This is a genomic window from uncultured Alcanivorax sp. (genome assembly GCF_947258575.1).
In the GTDB taxonomy this organism is placed as follows: domain Bacteria; phylum Pseudomonadota; class Gammaproteobacteria; order Pseudomonadales; family Alcanivoracaceae; genus Alcanivorax.
Map to the genome: position 1 here is coordinate 224210 of NZ_CAMYIV010000004.1, position 16906 is coordinate 241115.

Consider the following 16906-nt stretch of genomic DNA (forward strand, 5'->3'; position numbering starts at 1 on the left):
CTCTGTGCCCTCTGTGGTAAAAACAAAACGACCAAGGAGCCACAACATGACCCAAAAAATCGAATTCCTCTTCGACGTGGGCAGCCCCACTGCCTACCTGGCCTGGAGCCAGCTGCCAGCCCTATGCGAGCGCACCGGCGCCGAGCTGGTGTATGTGCCCGTGCTGCTGGGCGGCATCTTCAAGGCCACCGGCAACAACCCGCCCGGCGCTGTGCCCGCCAAGGGCATGTACATGATGCGCGACCTGGCCCGCTACTCCGCGCGTTACCAAGTGCCACTCACCATGAACCCGCACTTTCCGGTGAACACCATCACCCCCATGCGCATCATCACCGCCGCCATCGGCACCCCGGAACAGGACGCCGTGATCGCCGCACTCTACAACGCCATGTGGCGCGAGCCCTGCAAACTCTCCGAGCCGGAAGAAATCACCCGCGTGCTCACCGCCGCCGGCCTGGATGCGCAAGCCTGGCTGGACAAAGCGACCAGCGATGAAGTGAAAGAGCAGCTCAAGGCCAATACCGAAGCCGCCGTAAAGCGCGGTGTGTTTGGCGCGCCGACCCTGTTCGTGGGCAATGAGATGTTCTTTGGGCAGGATCGGTTGGATTTTGTGGAAGAAGAATTGAAAGGCAGTTAATAGTTAACAGTGAATAGTTAATAGCGAAAAGCAAAAACCAGGAGTCGAATGTCCGGGGCGGACACAGCCTGCATCTGTAGGAGCTATGCTTGCCCTCGAGGGGATCTGCGACATGCGAACCGGCGTCGGCTTCGAAAGCAAATCGGGGGAAGACCTGCCCCCATTGCCCCTGTTAAGTTACCAAGGAGTCGGTGACGCCTTGGCGGGGGACATATGCAGCAGATGATTCAGGATGCTCTGGTTGCGTGGGTAGATGCTGCAGGGTTGGCCCTGCTCGCCATCATTGCCGGGTTGCTTGTCTATAAGGCGCTGGTCTACCTGATTGGCCGTTTTGCCCAGTCTGCTTCTGTCGGCCGCATCTTCTTTGATGCGGCGGCGCGGGCCATTGGTGTGTCGTTAGCCCTTATCGCCCTGAGCAGTGTGCTGCATACCGTGCCCGAAGAACTTCCCTGGCTGGCACAAATCCGCCACGGCACCACGCTGCTGCTGATCATCGCCCTCACCTGGACCGCCGTGGGCTTCACCTCTGCCATTGGCGACGTCATCGTCAAACTGAACCCGGCCTACGAAAACGAATGGAAGCGGGCGCGCAAGGTGGAAACCCAGACGCGCTTTCTGGTTCGCTGCCTGAATATCGTCATTGTGCTGGTCGGCACCGGTGCCGCTCTGATGACATTCGATTCCGTCCGCCAGATCGGCACCAGCCTGCTGGCCTCCGCCGGTATTGGCGGCATTATCCTCGGCTTTGCCGCCCGCCCGGTACTAAGCAACCTGCTGGCGGGCATGCAGATCGCGCTCACCCAACCCTTCCGCATCGATGACGCCATGTTTGTGCAGGGCGAATGGTGCTGGGTAGAAGAAGTCACGGCCACCTATGTGGTCCTGCGGGTGTGGGACCTACGCCGTCTGGTGGTGCCGCTGCAATGGTTTATCGAAAACCCCTTCCAGAACTGGTCACGCAATACCGCCGACCAGATCGGCAGCACCCTGATCTGGGCAGACTACGGTATCCCCATCGAGCCGTTACGTGAGGAATTCTATCGCCTGCTGGAAGAGGCCTCGGAGTGGGATGGTTCCACCGGCACCGTTCAGGTCGTGGAAGCCGGGGAAAAAGCCATACAGATCCGCTTCCTGATGAGCGCCAAAAATTCCACCACACTCTGGAACCTGAGGTGCTCCATCCGCGAAGACATGATCGCCTTTATCCAGCAGCGCTTTCCCCAGTACCTGCCCCGCTATCGTGGCCAGCTGGAAGAGCCACAGGAACCAACCGGCCAGGCCAGCGTGTTGCCCTGATTCAATAAGGCCGCAAGCAACAACGCGCTCATCGCCGTTTGCGGCCCGTCCCTACCTCTCCGTCCTTGCCACTTAAGGCCACGCACCCATTGCGATGCCTTGCCTGAAAATTACGCAATTATTTGCTATCGTCGCCGATCTTTTGTCGCTGACGGATGCGTGCTGATGCTGAAATGGGTTTACGGTGTATTGATTGCCGCGTTTATCGCGATGGTGGTGGGCGGCGCGGTCAGCAAGGCCAAAGATTCCTGGCAGGCCCAGCAGCGTGCCATCACCATGATGCAGGAAAGCCAGCAGAAACAACGGCAGAAGTACGACGAAATCCGCGACCGCATCGCCCGCACCCAGGCCAAGCCCTCCCTCAACGACCACGACCTCTGGCTGATCGCCCACCTGCAGAAAACCCTCGATGGCCTGGAAAAGGTGGTCGACGGCCAGCAAACCCATTCCGCCCAGCTCTATCGCGGGCTGCTGCGCACCTGGGTGGGCTTTGCCTTTCTGGGGCTCGCCATGGTGGTGCTGGCGTTCTGCTTGCTGGTGCGCCCCAGCAAGGCGCTTACCCGCGAAGAGAAACAGTGGCTGACGAGCCACCCTCGCGACATCCCCGGCCTGCTGCTCGACCCCGGCGCCTACCGCAACAATGCGGCGCCGGTTCGCGGTGGCAGCAACTTCGTCACCGCCCGCATCAAACCGGCCAGGGCCGACCTGCTACGCATCACCCGCAGCCGGGCACTCAGTGGCATGGGCCTGGCCTTTCTGATTGCTCCCCAGGGCGGCCTGGCGGTGGAGCTCTACTACATTGCCGACGCCCTGTTCGTGTCCCAAATTCCCTTCGCGCAGATGACGTGGGGCGGCACCATGCAGGCGTTGATGCTGTCCATCTCCTTCACCTTGGCCGGCCTGTTCGTGCTGTTCTCCACCACCAGCAACGCCCGCCTGGACCGCCGCCAACAAACCATCACCCTGCCTGGCGACAACCGCACCCTGGCTTTTAATGAAGTGGAATCCGTCCAACTCAACCAGGTACTCACCACCGGCGAACGCAGCTTCGTAAACAGCCAGATTCAGCTGAACCTGCGCAACGGCGAATCCCTGTCCCTGCTCAGTCACGCCGGCAAGGAACAGATCTACGTGGACCTGATCCGCACCGCCCTGTTCCTGGATAAACCGGCGGTGATTCCGGAAGCCTGATTGGAATGATAGCGATTGCTAACTTGGGGGTGTCGGTTGTCGCTATTCATTATTAACTATTCACTGTTAATTAATGTCCACGTTTCCTTGTCCGCCAAGATTGTGTAGATTCGGAACTGGATCACAAATAAAAAACGGTCAGCCAGGGTGGCGTGGCCTGCGAAAGCGAATCGGGGGAAGGGATGCCTGTCTGTTTATCTTTATGCCAGTCAGCGGCTGGTTTCTGCAATTGCCTTTCTTCTTTAGCTCAGCGCGTGGGGCAAAACCTGACCCCAATCGCGCACTGTTAGCATTCTGATTCATTGTGGAGGATGTTTTGTTGTATGGCATATTTTAAAGATCACAAAAAAGCAATAGATTACTCGGTCGAGAAAATACACGATCCAGAAAAGTGTTTTTTATGTGCTAAACAGCTAGATGGCCCGACTGTAGAGTACCAAGGTTATCTATTGGTGGGCACTATGCTCATGCATAGAGATTGTGCTTTTGCTATGGCAAATAGAATAATTAGTGATTGCTGGGTTAATCGCCGAGAAGGAAAAATGATGCAGTGCGATAAGTAAATGCTCATAAGCCCATGAACTTCGCGCCTAGTGGCGCCGGACAGCTTGCGCTGCGTTCCAGTTTCCGGTTATAGCGGCGTTAGACGCATTAGGTGACCATGAGTACAGCTATTTACGGATTGTTCTATCTTGATAGGGGCGAAATCGGTCGCAAGAGGTACTTCTATGTTGGAAGAAGTGTTGATGTTTTTCGTCGACTAAAGCAGCACCAATATGCGAAGAAAGATGGCCATGAAGATAAATACGAATTTATTCGAGAGATTGAAGAGCGTGGCATCGAGTGGAATATAGAGGTATTGAAAGATATACCAGAGGGGGAATATCCACCCGATAATGAGCGTTGGTATGTGATTAGTCTAATCAGAGAAGGTCACGAACTAAAAAATATGCGCTATGGAAGTGAAGAAAAATTAAAAGAAATTGCAGAGCAAGTTAATTCCGCAAAAATTAGAAGTATCGCTGATGTGGAAAGTGATCGAATTAATAGGAAATATCAAAAAAGCAAAAAAGTCGGTCGGCGCGTCTTGTTGTCGGCATTGAGGAGTGAAGGGGTCCCTGATGTGCCTTCTGATAAGCTTCTTCCTAGAGCTCTACATCGTAAATTGGTGCAGCAGGGTGTTGGCTCAATTGAAGCAGGGGTTACTCTTTCTGAAATCTATAGAATTTGTCGTGGCGAAAGAAAGCTGCGCGACTTAAGGAAGTCATTACCTGATTTTCCAGTTACGAAGAAGAATGGCTGAAAAGAGGCGACAGAAGGATAAAATTCCCGCTCCTTCGTTGCGCCAATTTTTCGCTACGCTGGTCCTTATGTAAGGAAGTACCTATAAAGCGAAATGCATTGTCACGACGCAGGAAACCAAATGACTCTTCTTAATAAAATCCTAGAATGGACTCAATCTTGCCCGTCGTGGCAGCGGGATGCGTGCCGGCGCCTCCTTCAAAAAGAAGACGGATTAGATGCAGTCGACTTCTCCGAACTCTACACACTTCTAAAGAATGAAAATGGGATAGATGTCGATAATGTCGTGGCGGCGGTGCCATTGGCCAAGGAGCATCTTCCCGCTGAACACGCCCCCGGAGAGACTGTTACGCTTGTAGCGCTGCGTGACCTTAACAACATCAATCAGATTCCAAATAATCACGAGCTGACTTTCTCGGAAACTGGAATGACCGTGATATATGGAGGAAACGGAAGCGGTAAGTCTGGGTATGCACGAGTCATGAAAAGAGCTTGCCGGGCCAGGGATCAGTCCGAGCCGATTCACCCAAATGCAAACGATCCCGCAGCTGCTACAAAGGAACCGAGAGCAAAATTCGATGTAATAGTATCTGGCACATCGGAGGAGATTGAATGGTCTCGCGACGAGACACCGCCAGATCGTCTTTCCACAATTTCAGTCTTCGATTCGAAGTGTGCGCGCTCATACATTACGGCGGAGAAAGATGTCGCCTACCTCCCTTACGGTCTCGATATTCTTGAAAATCTCGCAAATCAGGTTATCCCTAAACTCGCAGAGAAGCTCGAAGCCGAAATATCGGGAATCGACGTCAGAAAGCTCCCGTTCGAACATCTCCTTGGAGATACAGAAGTTGGTAAAGTCATCGAAGGTCTTTCCGAAAAATCAGATGCGGCTGCTATTACTTTTCTTGGAACGGTGACAGAAGAAGAAACCAAGCGAATCACTGAGCTCGAAACAGCCCTTAAGGAAACCAATCCTCTGGCGAAGGCCGAAGAATTTCGTCTTTCGGCGATGCGATTGAAGGGCTACGCAGAAAAATTATCCAGACCTCTCGTCTGGGTAAGTGATAAAGCAATTGAAAAGCTCCAGAAAATCGATGAAGAGAAGAATGCTGCGGAGATCGCCGAAAAGAAGGCGGCAGAGACGCTGCGATCTGGTGAGAAATTGCTTCCGGGAACGGGAGATAAAACGTGGAAATATCTCTTTGAAGCCGCGAGGCGTTACTTTACAGAAGCAGCTTATCCGGGCGAGAATTTCCCGGCGTCTACTGATGGCAAGGTCTGTCCTCTGTGTCAGGAGGATTTGCCGGAAACAGCGAATCAGCGCCTCAAACGATTCGACGAGTACATAGCAAACGATGTTGCTAAGACCGCTGACGCAGATCGCCAGAAGGTCGAAACAGCAAAGAGCAAAATTGAAGCGGCTGATCTTCAGGTTGCCGCTGACGAAGCCCTAGGCGATGAACTAAAGGCTCTCGATGACTCGATATTGGGAGCAATTACCGATTTCCAGGCTTCAATTGAGTACCGAAGAGAATCGATACTCAATTGCCTTCGGGAATCAAAATGGAACGATATACCTAGTCTGAGGGAATCGCCGAGGACACGAGTCCGGCAGCTTGCGGCTGATCAGATTAAGGCATATCGGACGCTGGTGAGGGCAGCGGACGAAGAAAATCGGAACAGGCTAGAGAAGGAACTGAACGAACTCTCAGCGAGAAAAAGTCTCGCCAAGAGCTTGAAGGCAGTCATCGAATTGCTTGAGCGGATGAAAATAAAGGCTGCGCTCGAAAAGTGCCAACTAAAGACCCGCCCGATTTCTGACAAATCGAAGGAATTTGCTTCGGTAGCAGTCACCGATGAACTCCGAAAGGCACTTGATGAAGAATTCAAAACATTGGGCATCGGGCACATCAAGACGAAGCTTAAGGAGCGAAGCGTCCGGGGAAAGATGTTCCATCAGTTACTGCTTGACCTGCCGAATACGCACAAAATCGACGAGATATTGAGCGAAGGTGAACAGCGTGCGGTCGCCATTGGTTCGTTTTTTGCGGAATTGGCGTTGGCGAATCACTCGTGCGGAATTGTCTTTGATGACCCTGTCTCTTCACTGGATCATAAGAGAAGAGGGCGAGTCGCAAAACGCATGGTCAGGGAGGCAAACACTCGGCAGGTGATTGTATTTACACATGACGTCGTGTTTCTAGAGCAATTACGGACTGAGTGTAAGAGGGCTTCAATCGAGCCAGAAATTACTAGCCTCGAACGTGTGGGAAAAAGTGCAGGGATTGTCGCGCCTGGATTGCCGTGGGTACACAAAAGCTTCGGGGAACGCATAGATGCACTGGAAAAAGCTCAAAAAGCCTTCGAAAAGTTGCCGTGGCCGGCCGAGCCTTCTGAGGAGCTGGCAGGAGAAATTACGCGACAGTATAGTTTTCTGCGGGCCACGATTGAGCGTGTAGTCCAAGACCATTTACTCAATGGAACGGTTCAGCGGTTCAGAGACTATATCGAGGTGAAGCGCTTGGCGGAGGTGGTTGGGCTCCAACAAAAAGAGGTGGACGAACTATTTCGGCTCAATCAAAGGTGCCACGATGTCGTTGAAGCGCATGATCCTGCTTCTGCGAAGGAAGATCCGCCCCCTACACCTGACGAACTCAAGCAAGATATTGCCGATCTTCGAGCACTCGTGGATGCGGTCAAAGCCCGACGAAAGGCTGCGAAGACTACTCTATAGCGTCCATAAGGCAATGGGCCAGGTTTTTCCCCATGCGCTTCTGGTTCCTGGTGGTCGATATATCTAAAAGAATGCCCTTGCTTTCAATGAAGACAAGGGCATTATTTTTTCAACTTTCAACTTTCAACTTTCAACTTTCAACTTTCAACTCAGCCCTTAATCGCCTTCTCCATAAACGGCGGCATAACCAACGCCCCCTTATGCATCGCCGCTGAATAATACTTCGTCTCAAACCCTTTCCCGGTGGCATCTCCTTCGCGGAATTCGCTCACGTCGGTGTTCTTGCCCGCCAGGGTGCAGCTCCACCAGCCACTGGGGTAGACCGGCTGCGGGAAGGGCAGGGTCTGGGTGGTGGTGAAGCCGGCTTCGCGCATGTTGGCGTGCAGGTCCTTGATGATGGTATCGCTGTGCAGTAGTGGGGATTCGGACTGCTGCACGATGATGCCGCCATCGGCCAGCACGCGGTGGCAATCGCGGAAGAAGTCGGCCTTGAACAGGCCTTCCGCCGGGCCCACCGGGTCGGTGGAATCCACGATGATCACGTCCACGCTGCCGTCGTCGCAGTTGCGCATGTATTGCACGCCGTCTTCGAACAGCAGTTCCGCGCGGCTGTCGTTGTTGGACTCGCACAGTTCCGGGAAGTATTTCTCGGAGTAGCGGGTGACCATTTCGTCGATGTCGATCTGGGTGGCTTTTTCCACGCTGGGATGGCGCAGCACTTCACGCAGGGTGCCGCAGTCGCCGCCACCGATGATGATGACGCGCTTGGGGTTGGCGTGGCTGAACAGCACCGGGTGCGACATCATCTCGTGGTAGAGGAAGTTGTCGCGGGTGGAGAGCATGGTGGCGCCATCGATGGTCATCAGGTAACCGAAGGTGTCGGTTTCCCACATCTCGATGTGCTGATACTCGGTCTGCACTTCTTCCAGCTTTTGTTTCAGGCGCAGGCCGAAGGCGGTGCCGGCGGTGTCGAAGTGCTCGTAAAACCAGTTGTCTTTGGTGCTGCTCATGGTGGTTCCCGGTGGAGTGGTGTGGGGGCATGACAGGCATGGAGCTTCTGCCTTCGTCATGCAAGCATGACAGCCCACAAAAACCTAGCCTCTCAGGGCCGGATTGTAAGGCTTGCGCCCCCCATGTAAAGCAGGAAAAAGGGGTGCGAGTGCGGCGCCCCGGCAGGCATAATGCCCCCAGACGACACCCTTATTCAGGACCCGTAATGACCGACAGATCTCCCGTACCCGCCAGCGACATCTATAACGTGGATCGCTGGGGCGACAGCTACTTCCGTATCGACGACCAGGGCCAGCTGTGTGTGCGGCCCAATGGCGAGCAGGGCGGCCAGGCCACGCTGGAAGCGGTGCTGGAAAACTGCCGGGCGGCCGGGTTGCGGGCGCCGGTGCTGGCGCGCTTTTCCGGGATTTTGCGCCAGCGGGTGAAGCTGCTGGCCGGGGCCTTCCGTGAGGCTATCGAGGCCAATCAGTACCAGGGCGGCTATACGCCGGTATACCCGATCAAGGTGAACCAGCAGCGCCGGGTGGTGCACGAGATCCTGCGGGCCCGTGAAGATGGCGAGCGTATCGGCCTGGAGGCAGGCTCCAAGCCGGAGCTGTTGGCCGTGCTGGCGCTGTCCAACCCGGGCGATACCATCGTCTGCAACGGCTACAAGGACGCGGAATACCTGCGCCTGGCGCTGATGGGCGAGAAGCTGGGCTTTCACGTGCATATCGTGGTGGAGAAAATGTCCGAGCTGCCGGCGCTGCTGTCGCTGGCGGACGAGCTGGGCGTGTCGCCGCGTATCGGCCTGCGGGTGCGGCTGATGAGCATCAGCAAGGGCAACTGGCAGAATACCGGGGGCGAGAAGTCCAAGTTCGGCCTGAGTGCGCCGCAGCTGATGGCGGCCATCGAGCATTGCCGCGCCGCCGGGCGGCTGGACTGCGTGAAGCTGCTGCATTTCCACCTGGGTTCCCAGGTGGCCAATATCCAGGACATCAAGGCGGGCATGCGCGAAGCGGCCCGTTACTACACCGAGATGCGCGCCCTGGGCGCGGCGGTGGAAACCGTGGATGTGGGCGGTGGCCTGGGGGTGGACTATGAAGGCACCCATTCCCGTTCCTACTGCTCTATGAACTACGGGGTGGGCGACTATGCCCGTCATATCGTGCAGACCCTGCAGCAGCAGTGTGCCCAGCACGGCTTGCCGGAACCCAACATTATTTCCGAATCCGGCCGGGCGCTGACCGCCCACCATGCGGTGCTGCTGGTGAATATCACCGACCAGGAGCAGATGGCGTCGGTGAAGGTGGACGCACCGGCGGCGGACGATGTGGCCGAGCTGCATCAGCTGTGGGAACTGCAGCAGGCGCTGGCTGGTGAGCCGGGCAATCTGCTGGAGCGCTTCTCGGAAGTGACCGGCGCCTGGCAGGACATTCACCAGCGCTATATTGCCGGTGACCTGGGCCTGAGCACCCGCGCCCGCGGCGAGCAGCTGTATATCAACTGCCTGCTGGCCCTGCGCGGTCGCCTGAACCCGCTGCGCAAGCAGCAGCGCGAGCTGCTCGACAGCCTCAACGAAACCCTGGCGGACAAGCTGTTCGTGAATTTCTCCGTGTTCCAGTCGGTGCCGGATGTGTGGGGTATCAATCAGGTGTTCCCGGTGCTGCCGCTGTCCGGCCTGGACAAGCCCGCCACCCGCCGGGCGGTGATTCAGGACATTACCTGTGATTCCGATGGCCGCATCGACCAGTTCGTGGATGGCGAAGGCGTGGAAGCCACCTTGCCGCTACCGGAGCAGCTCAACGGCCATCTGGGGATTTTCATGGTGGGCGCCTACCAGGAAATCCTCGGCGACATGCACAACCTGTTCGGCGATACGGATTCCGTGGATGTGGATGTGGAAGCCGATGGCGCCATCACCCTGAGCCACGCCATCCAGGGCGATACGGTGAGTACCGTGCTGCGCTACGTGAACTACGATACCGACAAGCTGCTGGCGTCGCTGGAACAGCATTGTCGCCAGGCGCATTTGAGCGACGGCGAGCAGGAAACCTTCATCGGGCTGGTACGCGAGGGGTTAGCCGGGTATACCTATCTGGAGTGATAGGCGCCAATCTTAAAAGGCGTTTTCCACGAAGCCGCTGTAGGAGCGCCTCTCGAGGCGCGAACCGAGCGCAGCGAGGCGACAGAGATTCAGGGATTCCGCAATGCCATGAATGAAACCTGTCGAGTGCTGTAATGCCTGATCGCCCTGCGGGCGATTTCCTTGCTGCGCAAGGTTCGCACCTCGAGAGGTGCTCCTACAGGTGCTTCGTCGCTCACCACCGATTTTCAGCCAGCAAGGAGAACAACATGCGTTATGAACTCTGTGCCAGCCAGGATATTCCCCAGGGGAAAAGCCGTGCTTTGGAAGCCGGTGAGAAGAAGCTGGTGGTGTATCACCTAAGTGATGGTTTCTATGCCACTCAGGCCCGTTGTACGCATATGTTTGCGTCGCTGGGTAAGGGCAAGATTCTCGAGGACAAGTGTGTGCAGTGCCCGTTGCATCGGGCGCGGTTTGATATTCGTACCGGGGAAGTGAGCGAGTGGGCCAACTTTCCGCCGGGGGTGCAGTTGTTGAATGTGGTGCGGGGTGAGAAAGCCCTGGAGACCTGGCCGGTCACGGAAGAAGACGGCCACCTGTTTGTGGAGATGTAATGGCAGCAAGGACAGAAGCCCAGCAACGGGCAACGCTTGAGCGGCTGGAAAAGTTCAGCCGTTTTACCGACAGCAGCATCGGCATTCCCTTTACCAAGTTCCAGATCGGTGCCGAGGCCATTATCGGCCTAGTGCCGCTGGTGGGTGATGCCGCCGGTTTGGTGCTGTCCAGCTATGTGCTGATCGAAGCGCAGCGGGCCGGGGCCAGCAAGGGTGTGAAGCTGCGCATGCTGCGTAACATGGGTATCGATTTTCTCGGTGGCCTGTTGCCGGTGGTGGGCGATGCCTTCGATGCCATCTACAAGGCCAATACCCGTAATACTCGCTTGTTGAAGAACTATCTGGAGGAGCAGCTGGAAGTCGAGCCGCCTCCGCCGCCTTTCCCCTGGAAGACCCTGATCGGGTTGTCCATCCTTTTTGCCGTTGTCACCGGCGGGCTGACGCTGATTTTCTGAATGAATAATTAATAACGCCGAGAAACAGACCTTTGGTCCATAAAGCAAAGAGGCCGCGCCCATAATCAGGGCGCGGCCTCTTGCGTTAAAAATTATGAAAAGCACGGATCGCGGCAGCTATTAACTATTCATTGCCTTTCAATGCATCGCTTGCCCCAGTTTATCCAGATAGTGGCGCAGGCCACTGTGCAGCGGTTCGTCCAGCTGTTCGCTTTGCATCTGCATGTCATTGAGCCACTGGCCCTGGTGGTCGCTGTGATGCCATTGGTGGTAGCAGTACACCTGTAGCAGAAAACTTTGCAGGAAGGCGGGCTTTTCCAGGTCGCTGTCGTTGGCCAGGGGAATGCGCGGGAACAGTTCGTGGAGCTTGCGGGCGAAGGCGCCGGAGGCCATGCCGATCTGCTGGCCGCCGGCGTTATGCACCGGGGTGCTCAGGTGGCCGCAACTGGGTGAGCGGGCTTTGAGCACGAAGCCGCTGAGGGGTTCAGTCATGCCGGCGGCCACGTCTTCCAGTGCTTCGGTGACATCCTGCTGCGGGTTTTCCACGCCTTTGACACGCAGGGCATCATCTACCTGCACTACCTGAATGGGTGGGCGCGGGACCGGCAGGCCGATGGCCACTTCCGGGCAGGTGTCGCGAAAACGCAGCAGGGGGCCGAGCTGATGCACCAGGATGGCGTTGTGTTTGTGGTCGCCGTCGTAGCGGACCTTCTGGCCGAGCAGGCAGGCGCTGACGCCCACTACCGGTTTCTGCCAGTCATGCTGTGGCAGGGTGAAGCCCATCTTTTCCAGCAAATCCGTTAGCATGGAACACCTCCCTTCTTCCCCGATAAAGGTGACCGAACATGCAGGGCGTTTTTCTCGACACCGATACCCTCAATCCCGACGAGATGGACTTCTCCGCCCTGGAGGCGTTGATGCCCTGGACCTTTCATCCGCTGACCCGCCCGCAAGATCGGCTGGCGCGTCTGGACGGTGCCCAGGTAGTCATCACCAACAAGGTGGTGCTGGATGCCGCCACCCTGAAAGCCTGCCCGTCTCTCAAGCTTATCTGCATTTGTGCCACCGGTACCAATAATGTGGATCTGGACGCGGCCCGGGAGCTGGGGATTACGGTGTGTAATGTGAGTGGCTATGCGCGGGCGTCGGTGGCTCAGCACACCCTGACTATGATGTTGTCACTGGCCACCCGCTGGCAGCTTTACGATCGGGATGTGAAGGCCGGGGCCTGGAGCCGGGCGGAGCAGTTCTGTCTGCTGAATCATCCGATCATGGAACTGGCCGGCAAGACCCTGGGGCTGATCGGCCACGGGGATCTGGGCCGGGAAGTGGCACGACTGGCCGAGGCGCTGGGCATGCAGGTACTGGTGGCGGAATCCTTCCAGCGCCACGGTGGCCAATCCGGGCGAGTGTCGTTGGCGGAGTTGCTGCCGCAGGCGGATGTGCTCAGCCTGCATTGCCCGCTGACACCCCAGACCGACAAGCTGGTGAATGCGTCGTTTCTAGCGCAGATGAAACCCGGCGCCCTGCTGATCAACACCGCCCGGGGCGGCCTGATCGATGAACCGGCCCTGGCCGATGCATTGCGTAGCGGCCACCTGGGTGGCGCCGGCCTGGACGTACTCAGCAGCGAACCGCCGCCGGCGGATCACCCGTTGCTGGCGGAGGATATCCCCAACCTGATCCTTACCCCGCACAACGCCTGGGGTACGAGGGAATGCCGGCAACGATTGCTGGACGGGGTGGTGGAGAACATTCGTCAATGGCAGGCGGGGAGTGCGATTAACGTGGTGAATTGAAGGTTGTTGTAGGAGCTATGCTTGCATGGCGAATAACCGCAATCGCGAGCAGGTTCGCATGTCGCAGATCCCCTGAGGGGCAAGCATAGCTCCTACGGTAATGGGTCAACCTTTCTTTTTAAGCTGGCTGGCCAGCAGTTTATCCATGCCTCTGAACAATGGCTGCGGCAATTTTGTGGCCGGGCCGGGGAGGGCGGCGAGCAGGACGCTGCCCAGTTTGCCCATGGGGCGGGCGATGCGGGCCGGGCGTTTTTCGCAGGCTTCCACGATCCAGCCGGCGGCCTTTTTCACGTGCATCATCGGCATGTATTTGTAGATGGCGGTGCGCGATGACATGGGCGTGCGCACCATGGGGAAGTACACCACCGTGGTGCTGATGCCCTGGTGGCCCATTTCCGCCTGCAGCGAGCGGGTGAAGGATTCCAGGGCGCTCTTGCTGGCCAGGTAGGCGGAAAACAGGGGGATGGGCACCTGGGTGGAAAGGCTGGAAATATTCACCACATGGCCATGGCCCTGGTCGAGAAAACGCGGCAACAGTTTCAGGGTCATGGCCACGGCGCCGATGTAGTTCAACTGCACGGTGCGCTGATAGTCGTGCAGGCGATCCAGGGATTGTTCTATGGGGCGACGGATGGAATGGGCTGCATTGTTCACCAGCGCATCGATACGCGGCTGCTCGGCGAGAATCCGTGCGGCGCAGGCCTCGATGGCCACGTTGTCGCTCAAGTCGCAGGGGTAGATAAAGGCGCAGCCGCCGTCGGCTTCGATGAGTTCCTGGACTTCCCGTAGTTGCTCTTCCCGGCGTGCCACCAGGCACACGGTGGCGCCACGGCGCGCCATGATTTTTGCCGCCTCGGCACCGATGCCACTGGAGGCGCCGGTCAGTACAATGGTCTGGCCGTTAAGTTTCATGGTGTTCCCTTGTCTGTCGGTTGCAGCCTTGAGTGTGCCGCCGGTATCGGGAGGCGCCAATATCCGGAGGAACGAAAATGTGGTTCCAGAGAACATTGACATTATCTGCCCAACGCCGTGGTTGCCACCTGGTGACCCGTGAGGTGCTGCAAGGCTTGCCGGAGCTGGCGGAGGTGAAGGTGGGCTTGCTGCATCTGTTTATCCAGCACACCTCCGCGTCGCTGACCATCAACGAAAATGCCGACCCGGATGTGCGCGGCGATCTGGAGCGGCACCTGAATGTGATGGTGCCGGAAAACGCGCCTTATTATGAACACACCCTGGAAGGCCCGGACGACATGCCCGCCCATATCAAGAGCGTGCTGATCGGCCCGTCACTGAGCCTGCCAATCAGCAATGGCCGACTGGCGCTGGGCACCTGGCAGGGGATTTATCTGTGCGAGCACCGGGATCATGGTGGGGCAAGACGGCTGGTGGCGACGATTCAGGGGGAGTGATCGGCGGACGTTGCGACTAATTCATCTACAAGGCCGCTGTAGGAGCGCCTCTTGAGGCGCGAACCGAGCGTAGCGAGGCGACAAGGATCTCAGCGATAGGCAGCCATATCTAGGAAGACCAGTGCCGTCCGGCAAGTCCTGATCGCCCTTTGGGCGATTCCTTGCTTCGCAAGGTTCGCGCCCTGGAAGGGCGGGGTTATTCGCTTCGCTCACCCTTCGGGCCGCACTGCAAAACGTGCGTTACTCCGCTACGCTCCGTTCCTGCATCGGCTTCGAGGAGAAGTGTGTCAGTACCGAGTCGCGAGAAGCGAAATCCCATATCCCAGGTGCCTTTCGCGACTCGCTTCTCGTGACTCGTAACGTTATTCAGCTACCCACTGCAGAAACTCCCGGCGTTCTTCCGGGGTGGCCTGGTTCCACTGGGCTTTGAGGGTATCCAGGTAGCTGCCGGCCGGGGCCGGTGCAGGGGCTGTCTGAGTAGCCGGAGCTGAGGCGCTGGTCGCAGGCGCCGGGGCGGCGGCTTGCTGGGGCGCAACGCTTTCGGAGGCGGCGGTGCTCACTTCTTCGCCGGTGATGGGGGCCAGGAAACCACGCTTGAGGATCAGGTTGGATTCCGTGGCCGCGACTTTTTCACCGGTGGTGGTGTTGATGGCCTGGCCGGTAAAGGCGTCTTCCAGGGCGCGGGCCTCTTCCACGTTGGCCGGTTTGTCGTAATCCAGCTGCCATTTCTCGCCAGCCTTGCCATCGACGATGAAGTTGGCCGGGTTGGTTTTCACGATATCGTGGTTGTCCGCATCCAGCTGCCACAATTCCTTGTAGTAGGCGAGGATCTCGTAGCGGCCAGGGGTCAGCTTGAGTTCCTTGAAGTCGGTGGCGAAGAAGGTGTTTACGCCATCCACTTCTTTGCCGTTGATGGTGAACACTTCGATTTCACTGGGCACGCGCACGGTCAGCACCTGGCTGTCGGATTTGGCGGGGCCATCATAGAGCTGGACCACCGGGCTGCGGGCGCAGGCGGACAGAAACAGGGCGCAGAGAACGAGAGGTATAAGGCGCAGGGACAGCATGGTATCTCCTTGATTGGCCCACCAGTCTGGCGGGCCGTGGTGACAATATTGTGACAACTCAGAAGCCCCAGGTGTCGACCCGGGCAGGCGCCACGTTGCGATTCAGGGTGCTCAGGCCGCGGGCACAGCGCACGATCCACCAGATAGTGAGCACTACCATCAGCAACCAGCCGATAAAGGCCAGGGTGGTGATGCCGGCAATGACGCTGTAGAGCAGGCCGATCCAGAAGGTACGGTACTGGAAGCGGAAGTGCTCACGCAGGGGTGGCGGCGCATCCCCGGCGTGCAGGTGGGCAATGATAACCCCGGCAACGGCGGTCAGCCCGCCGGTGATCAGGCCTACCAGGTGTAGTACATAAACCGCCCGGGCCATGCCCAGGGACGATGTCTGGCTCATTGCGGGTCTCCCTTGCTGCGATAGGTTCTCGCCGGGCTGGCAGGTTCGCTGTTGCTGGCATTACAGGTCTGCACGCAGGCGTCCTGTGTTTCGAAGGGCACGCTGCCCTTGCAGCCACCCCAGGTAAAGCTCTTGCAGCTGTCGCTTTCCTGATCGTAGTAATAGCGTTGGAAAGCGGCCTTGCACATGCCGGTTTCCGGCGGCTGGTAACAGGCGTCCGGCAGCGTATTGCCAGCCTCGGTACCGTTCTGACAGCCGGCCAGCAGGGTGATGAAGATCAGGGGAAATAGCAGTCGCATGGTGTCGTCCTTGTGTCGATCAGCAACGGCCCTGCCAAACCGGCAAGGCCTTTCAATAAGGTGTCACTTTACTCTGTCGGAGGTGTGCTAGTCAGCCCGGCAGTGTTTCTGGTCTTTGGGCAGGGTGTCGCCGCGCAGGCGAATCACGGTTTTCTGTAGCAGCAGGTTGTTGGGCAGGGTGTAGCGGTGGCCCAGCTCGTCCTGCACGGTGATGAAGATCAGCCCCATGTAACGGATCTGCCCGGTGACCGTGTTGTCACCATCGAGCAGGCGGATGCGATCACCCACCCGGTAGGGGGCGCTGAAGAACAGGATAATGGCGGCGGTGGTGTTGCTGAGCATGGACCAACTGGCAAACAGGGCCACACCCAGCAGGGCCATCATCGACGTGGCGAAGACCATCAGCCCGCTGCCGTTGAGGCCCCAGAGGATGCCGATGGACAACAGCGCCAGCACCACGCAGGCGCTGTTGATAACCACGGCTGTCTGGAAGATGCGTGCCCGGCTGAAATCCCGGCGGCGGCCCAGGCGCCGGGTGGCACCTCTCAGTAATACGGACAACAGCCAGGCCACCAGAATAACGGCAACCGTCAGGCCCCATTTCATTGCGCTGGATTCCATGGCTGC

17 protein-coding genes are annotated in these 16906 nt (G+C 57.7%); 10 read left to right on the forward strand and 7 right to left on the reverse strand.

Annotated features, from left to right (window positions below):
• The first annotated feature begins 46 nt into the window (after positions 1 to 46).
• The 5 genes from Q0Y02_RS04555 to Q0Y02_RS04575 all read left to right on the forward strand — a co-directional run bounded on the left by Q0Y02_RS04555 (position 47) and on the right by Q0Y02_RS04575 (position 7163).
• The gene (locus tag Q0Y02_RS04555) at positions 47 to 637 is read left to right on the forward strand and encodes a 2-hydroxychromene-2-carboxylate isomerase (protein ID WP_297764977.1); all 591 of its coding nucleotides are present in this window, start codon (positions 47 to 49) and stop codon (positions 635 to 637) included.
• Positions 638 to 850: 213 nt separating this feature from the next.
• Complete coding sequence (locus Q0Y02_RS04560; RefSeq protein WP_297764980.1) at positions 851 to 1933, forward strand: mechanosensitive ion channel domain-containing protein; 1083 nt, start codon at positions 851 to 853, stop codon at positions 1931 to 1933.
• A gap of 165 nt (positions 1934 to 2098) precedes the next feature.
• A complete protein-coding gene (locus Q0Y02_RS04565) occupies positions 2099 to 3124 on the forward strand; it encodes a hypothetical protein (RefSeq protein WP_297764983.1) in 1026 nt (341 codons plus the stop codon).
• Positions 3125 to 3785: 661 nt separating this feature from the next.
• Positions 3786 to 4427: a hypothetical protein gene (locus Q0Y02_RS04570; RefSeq protein ID WP_297764986.1), complete on the forward strand. Its 642-nt coding sequence runs from the start codon at positions 3786 to 3788 to the stop codon at positions 4425 to 4427.
• A 120-nt stretch (positions 4428 to 4547) separates the two neighbouring features.
• The gene (locus tag Q0Y02_RS04575; protein WP_297764989.1) at positions 4548 to 7163 is read left to right on the forward strand and encodes an AAA family ATPase; all 2616 of its coding nucleotides are present in this window, start codon (positions 4548 to 4550) and stop codon (positions 7161 to 7163) included.
• 149 nt (positions 7164 to 7312) lie between these two features.
• Here Q0Y02_RS04575 and speE read toward each other — a convergent pair whose 3' ends face one another.
• Positions 7313 to 8173, reverse strand: coding sequence for a polyamine aminopropyltransferase (gene speE / locus Q0Y02_RS04580; RefSeq protein WP_297764992.1), 861 nt, complete (start codon positions 8171 to 8173; stop codon positions 7313 to 7315).
• Between the two features lie 206 nt (positions 8174 to 8379).
• Here speE and speA point away from each other — a divergent pair, with 206 nt between their 5' ends.
• The 3 genes from speA to Q0Y02_RS04595 all read left to right on the forward strand — a co-directional run bounded on the left by speA (position 8380) and on the right by Q0Y02_RS04595 (position 11308).
• A complete protein-coding gene (gene speA, locus Q0Y02_RS04585; protein ID WP_297764995.1) occupies positions 8380 to 10260 on the forward strand; it encodes a biosynthetic arginine decarboxylase in 1881 nt (626 codons plus the stop codon).
• 248 nt (positions 10261 to 10508) lie between these two features.
• Positions 10509 to 10853: a Rieske 2Fe-2S domain-containing protein gene (locus Q0Y02_RS04590; protein ID WP_297764998.1), complete on the forward strand. Its 345-nt coding sequence runs from the start codon at positions 10509 to 10511 to the stop codon at positions 10851 to 10853.
• On the forward strand, positions 10853 to 11308 hold the full coding sequence (locus Q0Y02_RS04595; RefSeq protein ID WP_297765001.1) for a DUF4112 domain-containing protein: 456 nt from the start codon (positions 10853 to 10855) through the stop codon (positions 11306 to 11308). The genes Q0Y02_RS04590 and Q0Y02_RS04595 overlap by 1 nt, the downstream gene beginning before the upstream one ends.
• Before the next feature lie 138 nt (positions 11309 to 11446).
• On the opposite strand, the gene Q0Y02_RS04600 is transcribed toward Q0Y02_RS04595, so the two are convergent.
• The gene (locus Q0Y02_RS04600; RefSeq protein ID WP_297765004.1) at positions 11447 to 12115 is read right to left on the reverse strand and encodes a DUF523 domain-containing protein; all 669 of its coding nucleotides are present in this window, start codon (positions 12113 to 12115) and stop codon (positions 11447 to 11449) included.
• A gap of 38 nt (positions 12116 to 12153) precedes the next feature.
• On the opposite strand from Q0Y02_RS04600, the gene Q0Y02_RS04605 reads away from it, so the two are divergent.
• The gene (locus tag Q0Y02_RS04605) at positions 12154 to 13107 is read left to right on the forward strand and encodes a 2-hydroxyacid dehydrogenase (RefSeq protein WP_297765007.1); all 954 of its coding nucleotides are present in this window, start codon (positions 12154 to 12156) and stop codon (positions 13105 to 13107) included.
• 105 nt (positions 13108 to 13212) lie between these two features.
• Here Q0Y02_RS04605 and Q0Y02_RS04610 read toward each other — a convergent pair whose 3' ends face one another.
• Positions 13213 to 14019, reverse strand: a complete 807-nt coding sequence (locus Q0Y02_RS04610) for an SDR family NAD(P)-dependent oxidoreductase (RefSeq protein WP_297765010.1) — start codon at positions 14017 to 14019, stop codon at positions 13213 to 13215.
• 77 nt (positions 14020 to 14096) lie between these two features.
• On the opposite strand from Q0Y02_RS04610, the gene Q0Y02_RS04615 reads away from it, so the two are divergent.
• Positions 14097 to 14516 (forward strand): secondary thiamine-phosphate synthase enzyme YjbQ, encoded by a 420-nt coding sequence (locus tag Q0Y02_RS04615; RefSeq protein ID WP_297765015.1) that lies wholly within the window; start codon positions 14097 to 14099, stop codon positions 14514 to 14516.
• A gap of 362 nt (positions 14517 to 14878) precedes the next feature.
• On the opposite strand, the gene Q0Y02_RS04620 is transcribed toward Q0Y02_RS04615, so the two are convergent.
• From Q0Y02_RS04620 to Q0Y02_RS04635, 4 genes are all read right to left on the reverse strand, one after another.
• A complete protein-coding gene (locus tag Q0Y02_RS04620; protein WP_297765017.1) occupies positions 14879 to 15583 on the reverse strand; it encodes a DUF2057 domain-containing protein in 705 nt (234 codons plus the stop codon).
• Positions 15584 to 15641: 58 nt separating this feature from the next.
• Complete coding sequence (locus Q0Y02_RS04625) at positions 15642 to 15980, reverse strand: hypothetical protein (protein WP_297765020.1); 339 nt, start codon at positions 15978 to 15980, stop codon at positions 15642 to 15644.
• The gene (locus Q0Y02_RS04630) at positions 15977 to 16279 is read right to left on the reverse strand and encodes a BPTI/Kunitz domain-containing protein (protein WP_297765023.1); all 303 of its coding nucleotides are present in this window, start codon (positions 16277 to 16279) and stop codon (positions 15977 to 15979) included. Before Q0Y02_RS04630 ends, Q0Y02_RS04625 begins: the two co-directional genes overlap by 4 nt.
• An 87-nt stretch (positions 16280 to 16366) precedes the next feature.
• Positions 16367 to 16900, reverse strand: coding sequence for a mechanosensitive ion channel domain-containing protein (locus Q0Y02_RS04635; protein WP_297765028.1), 534 nt, complete (start codon positions 16898 to 16900; stop codon positions 16367 to 16369).
• Positions 16901 to 16906 lie beyond the last annotated feature (6 nt).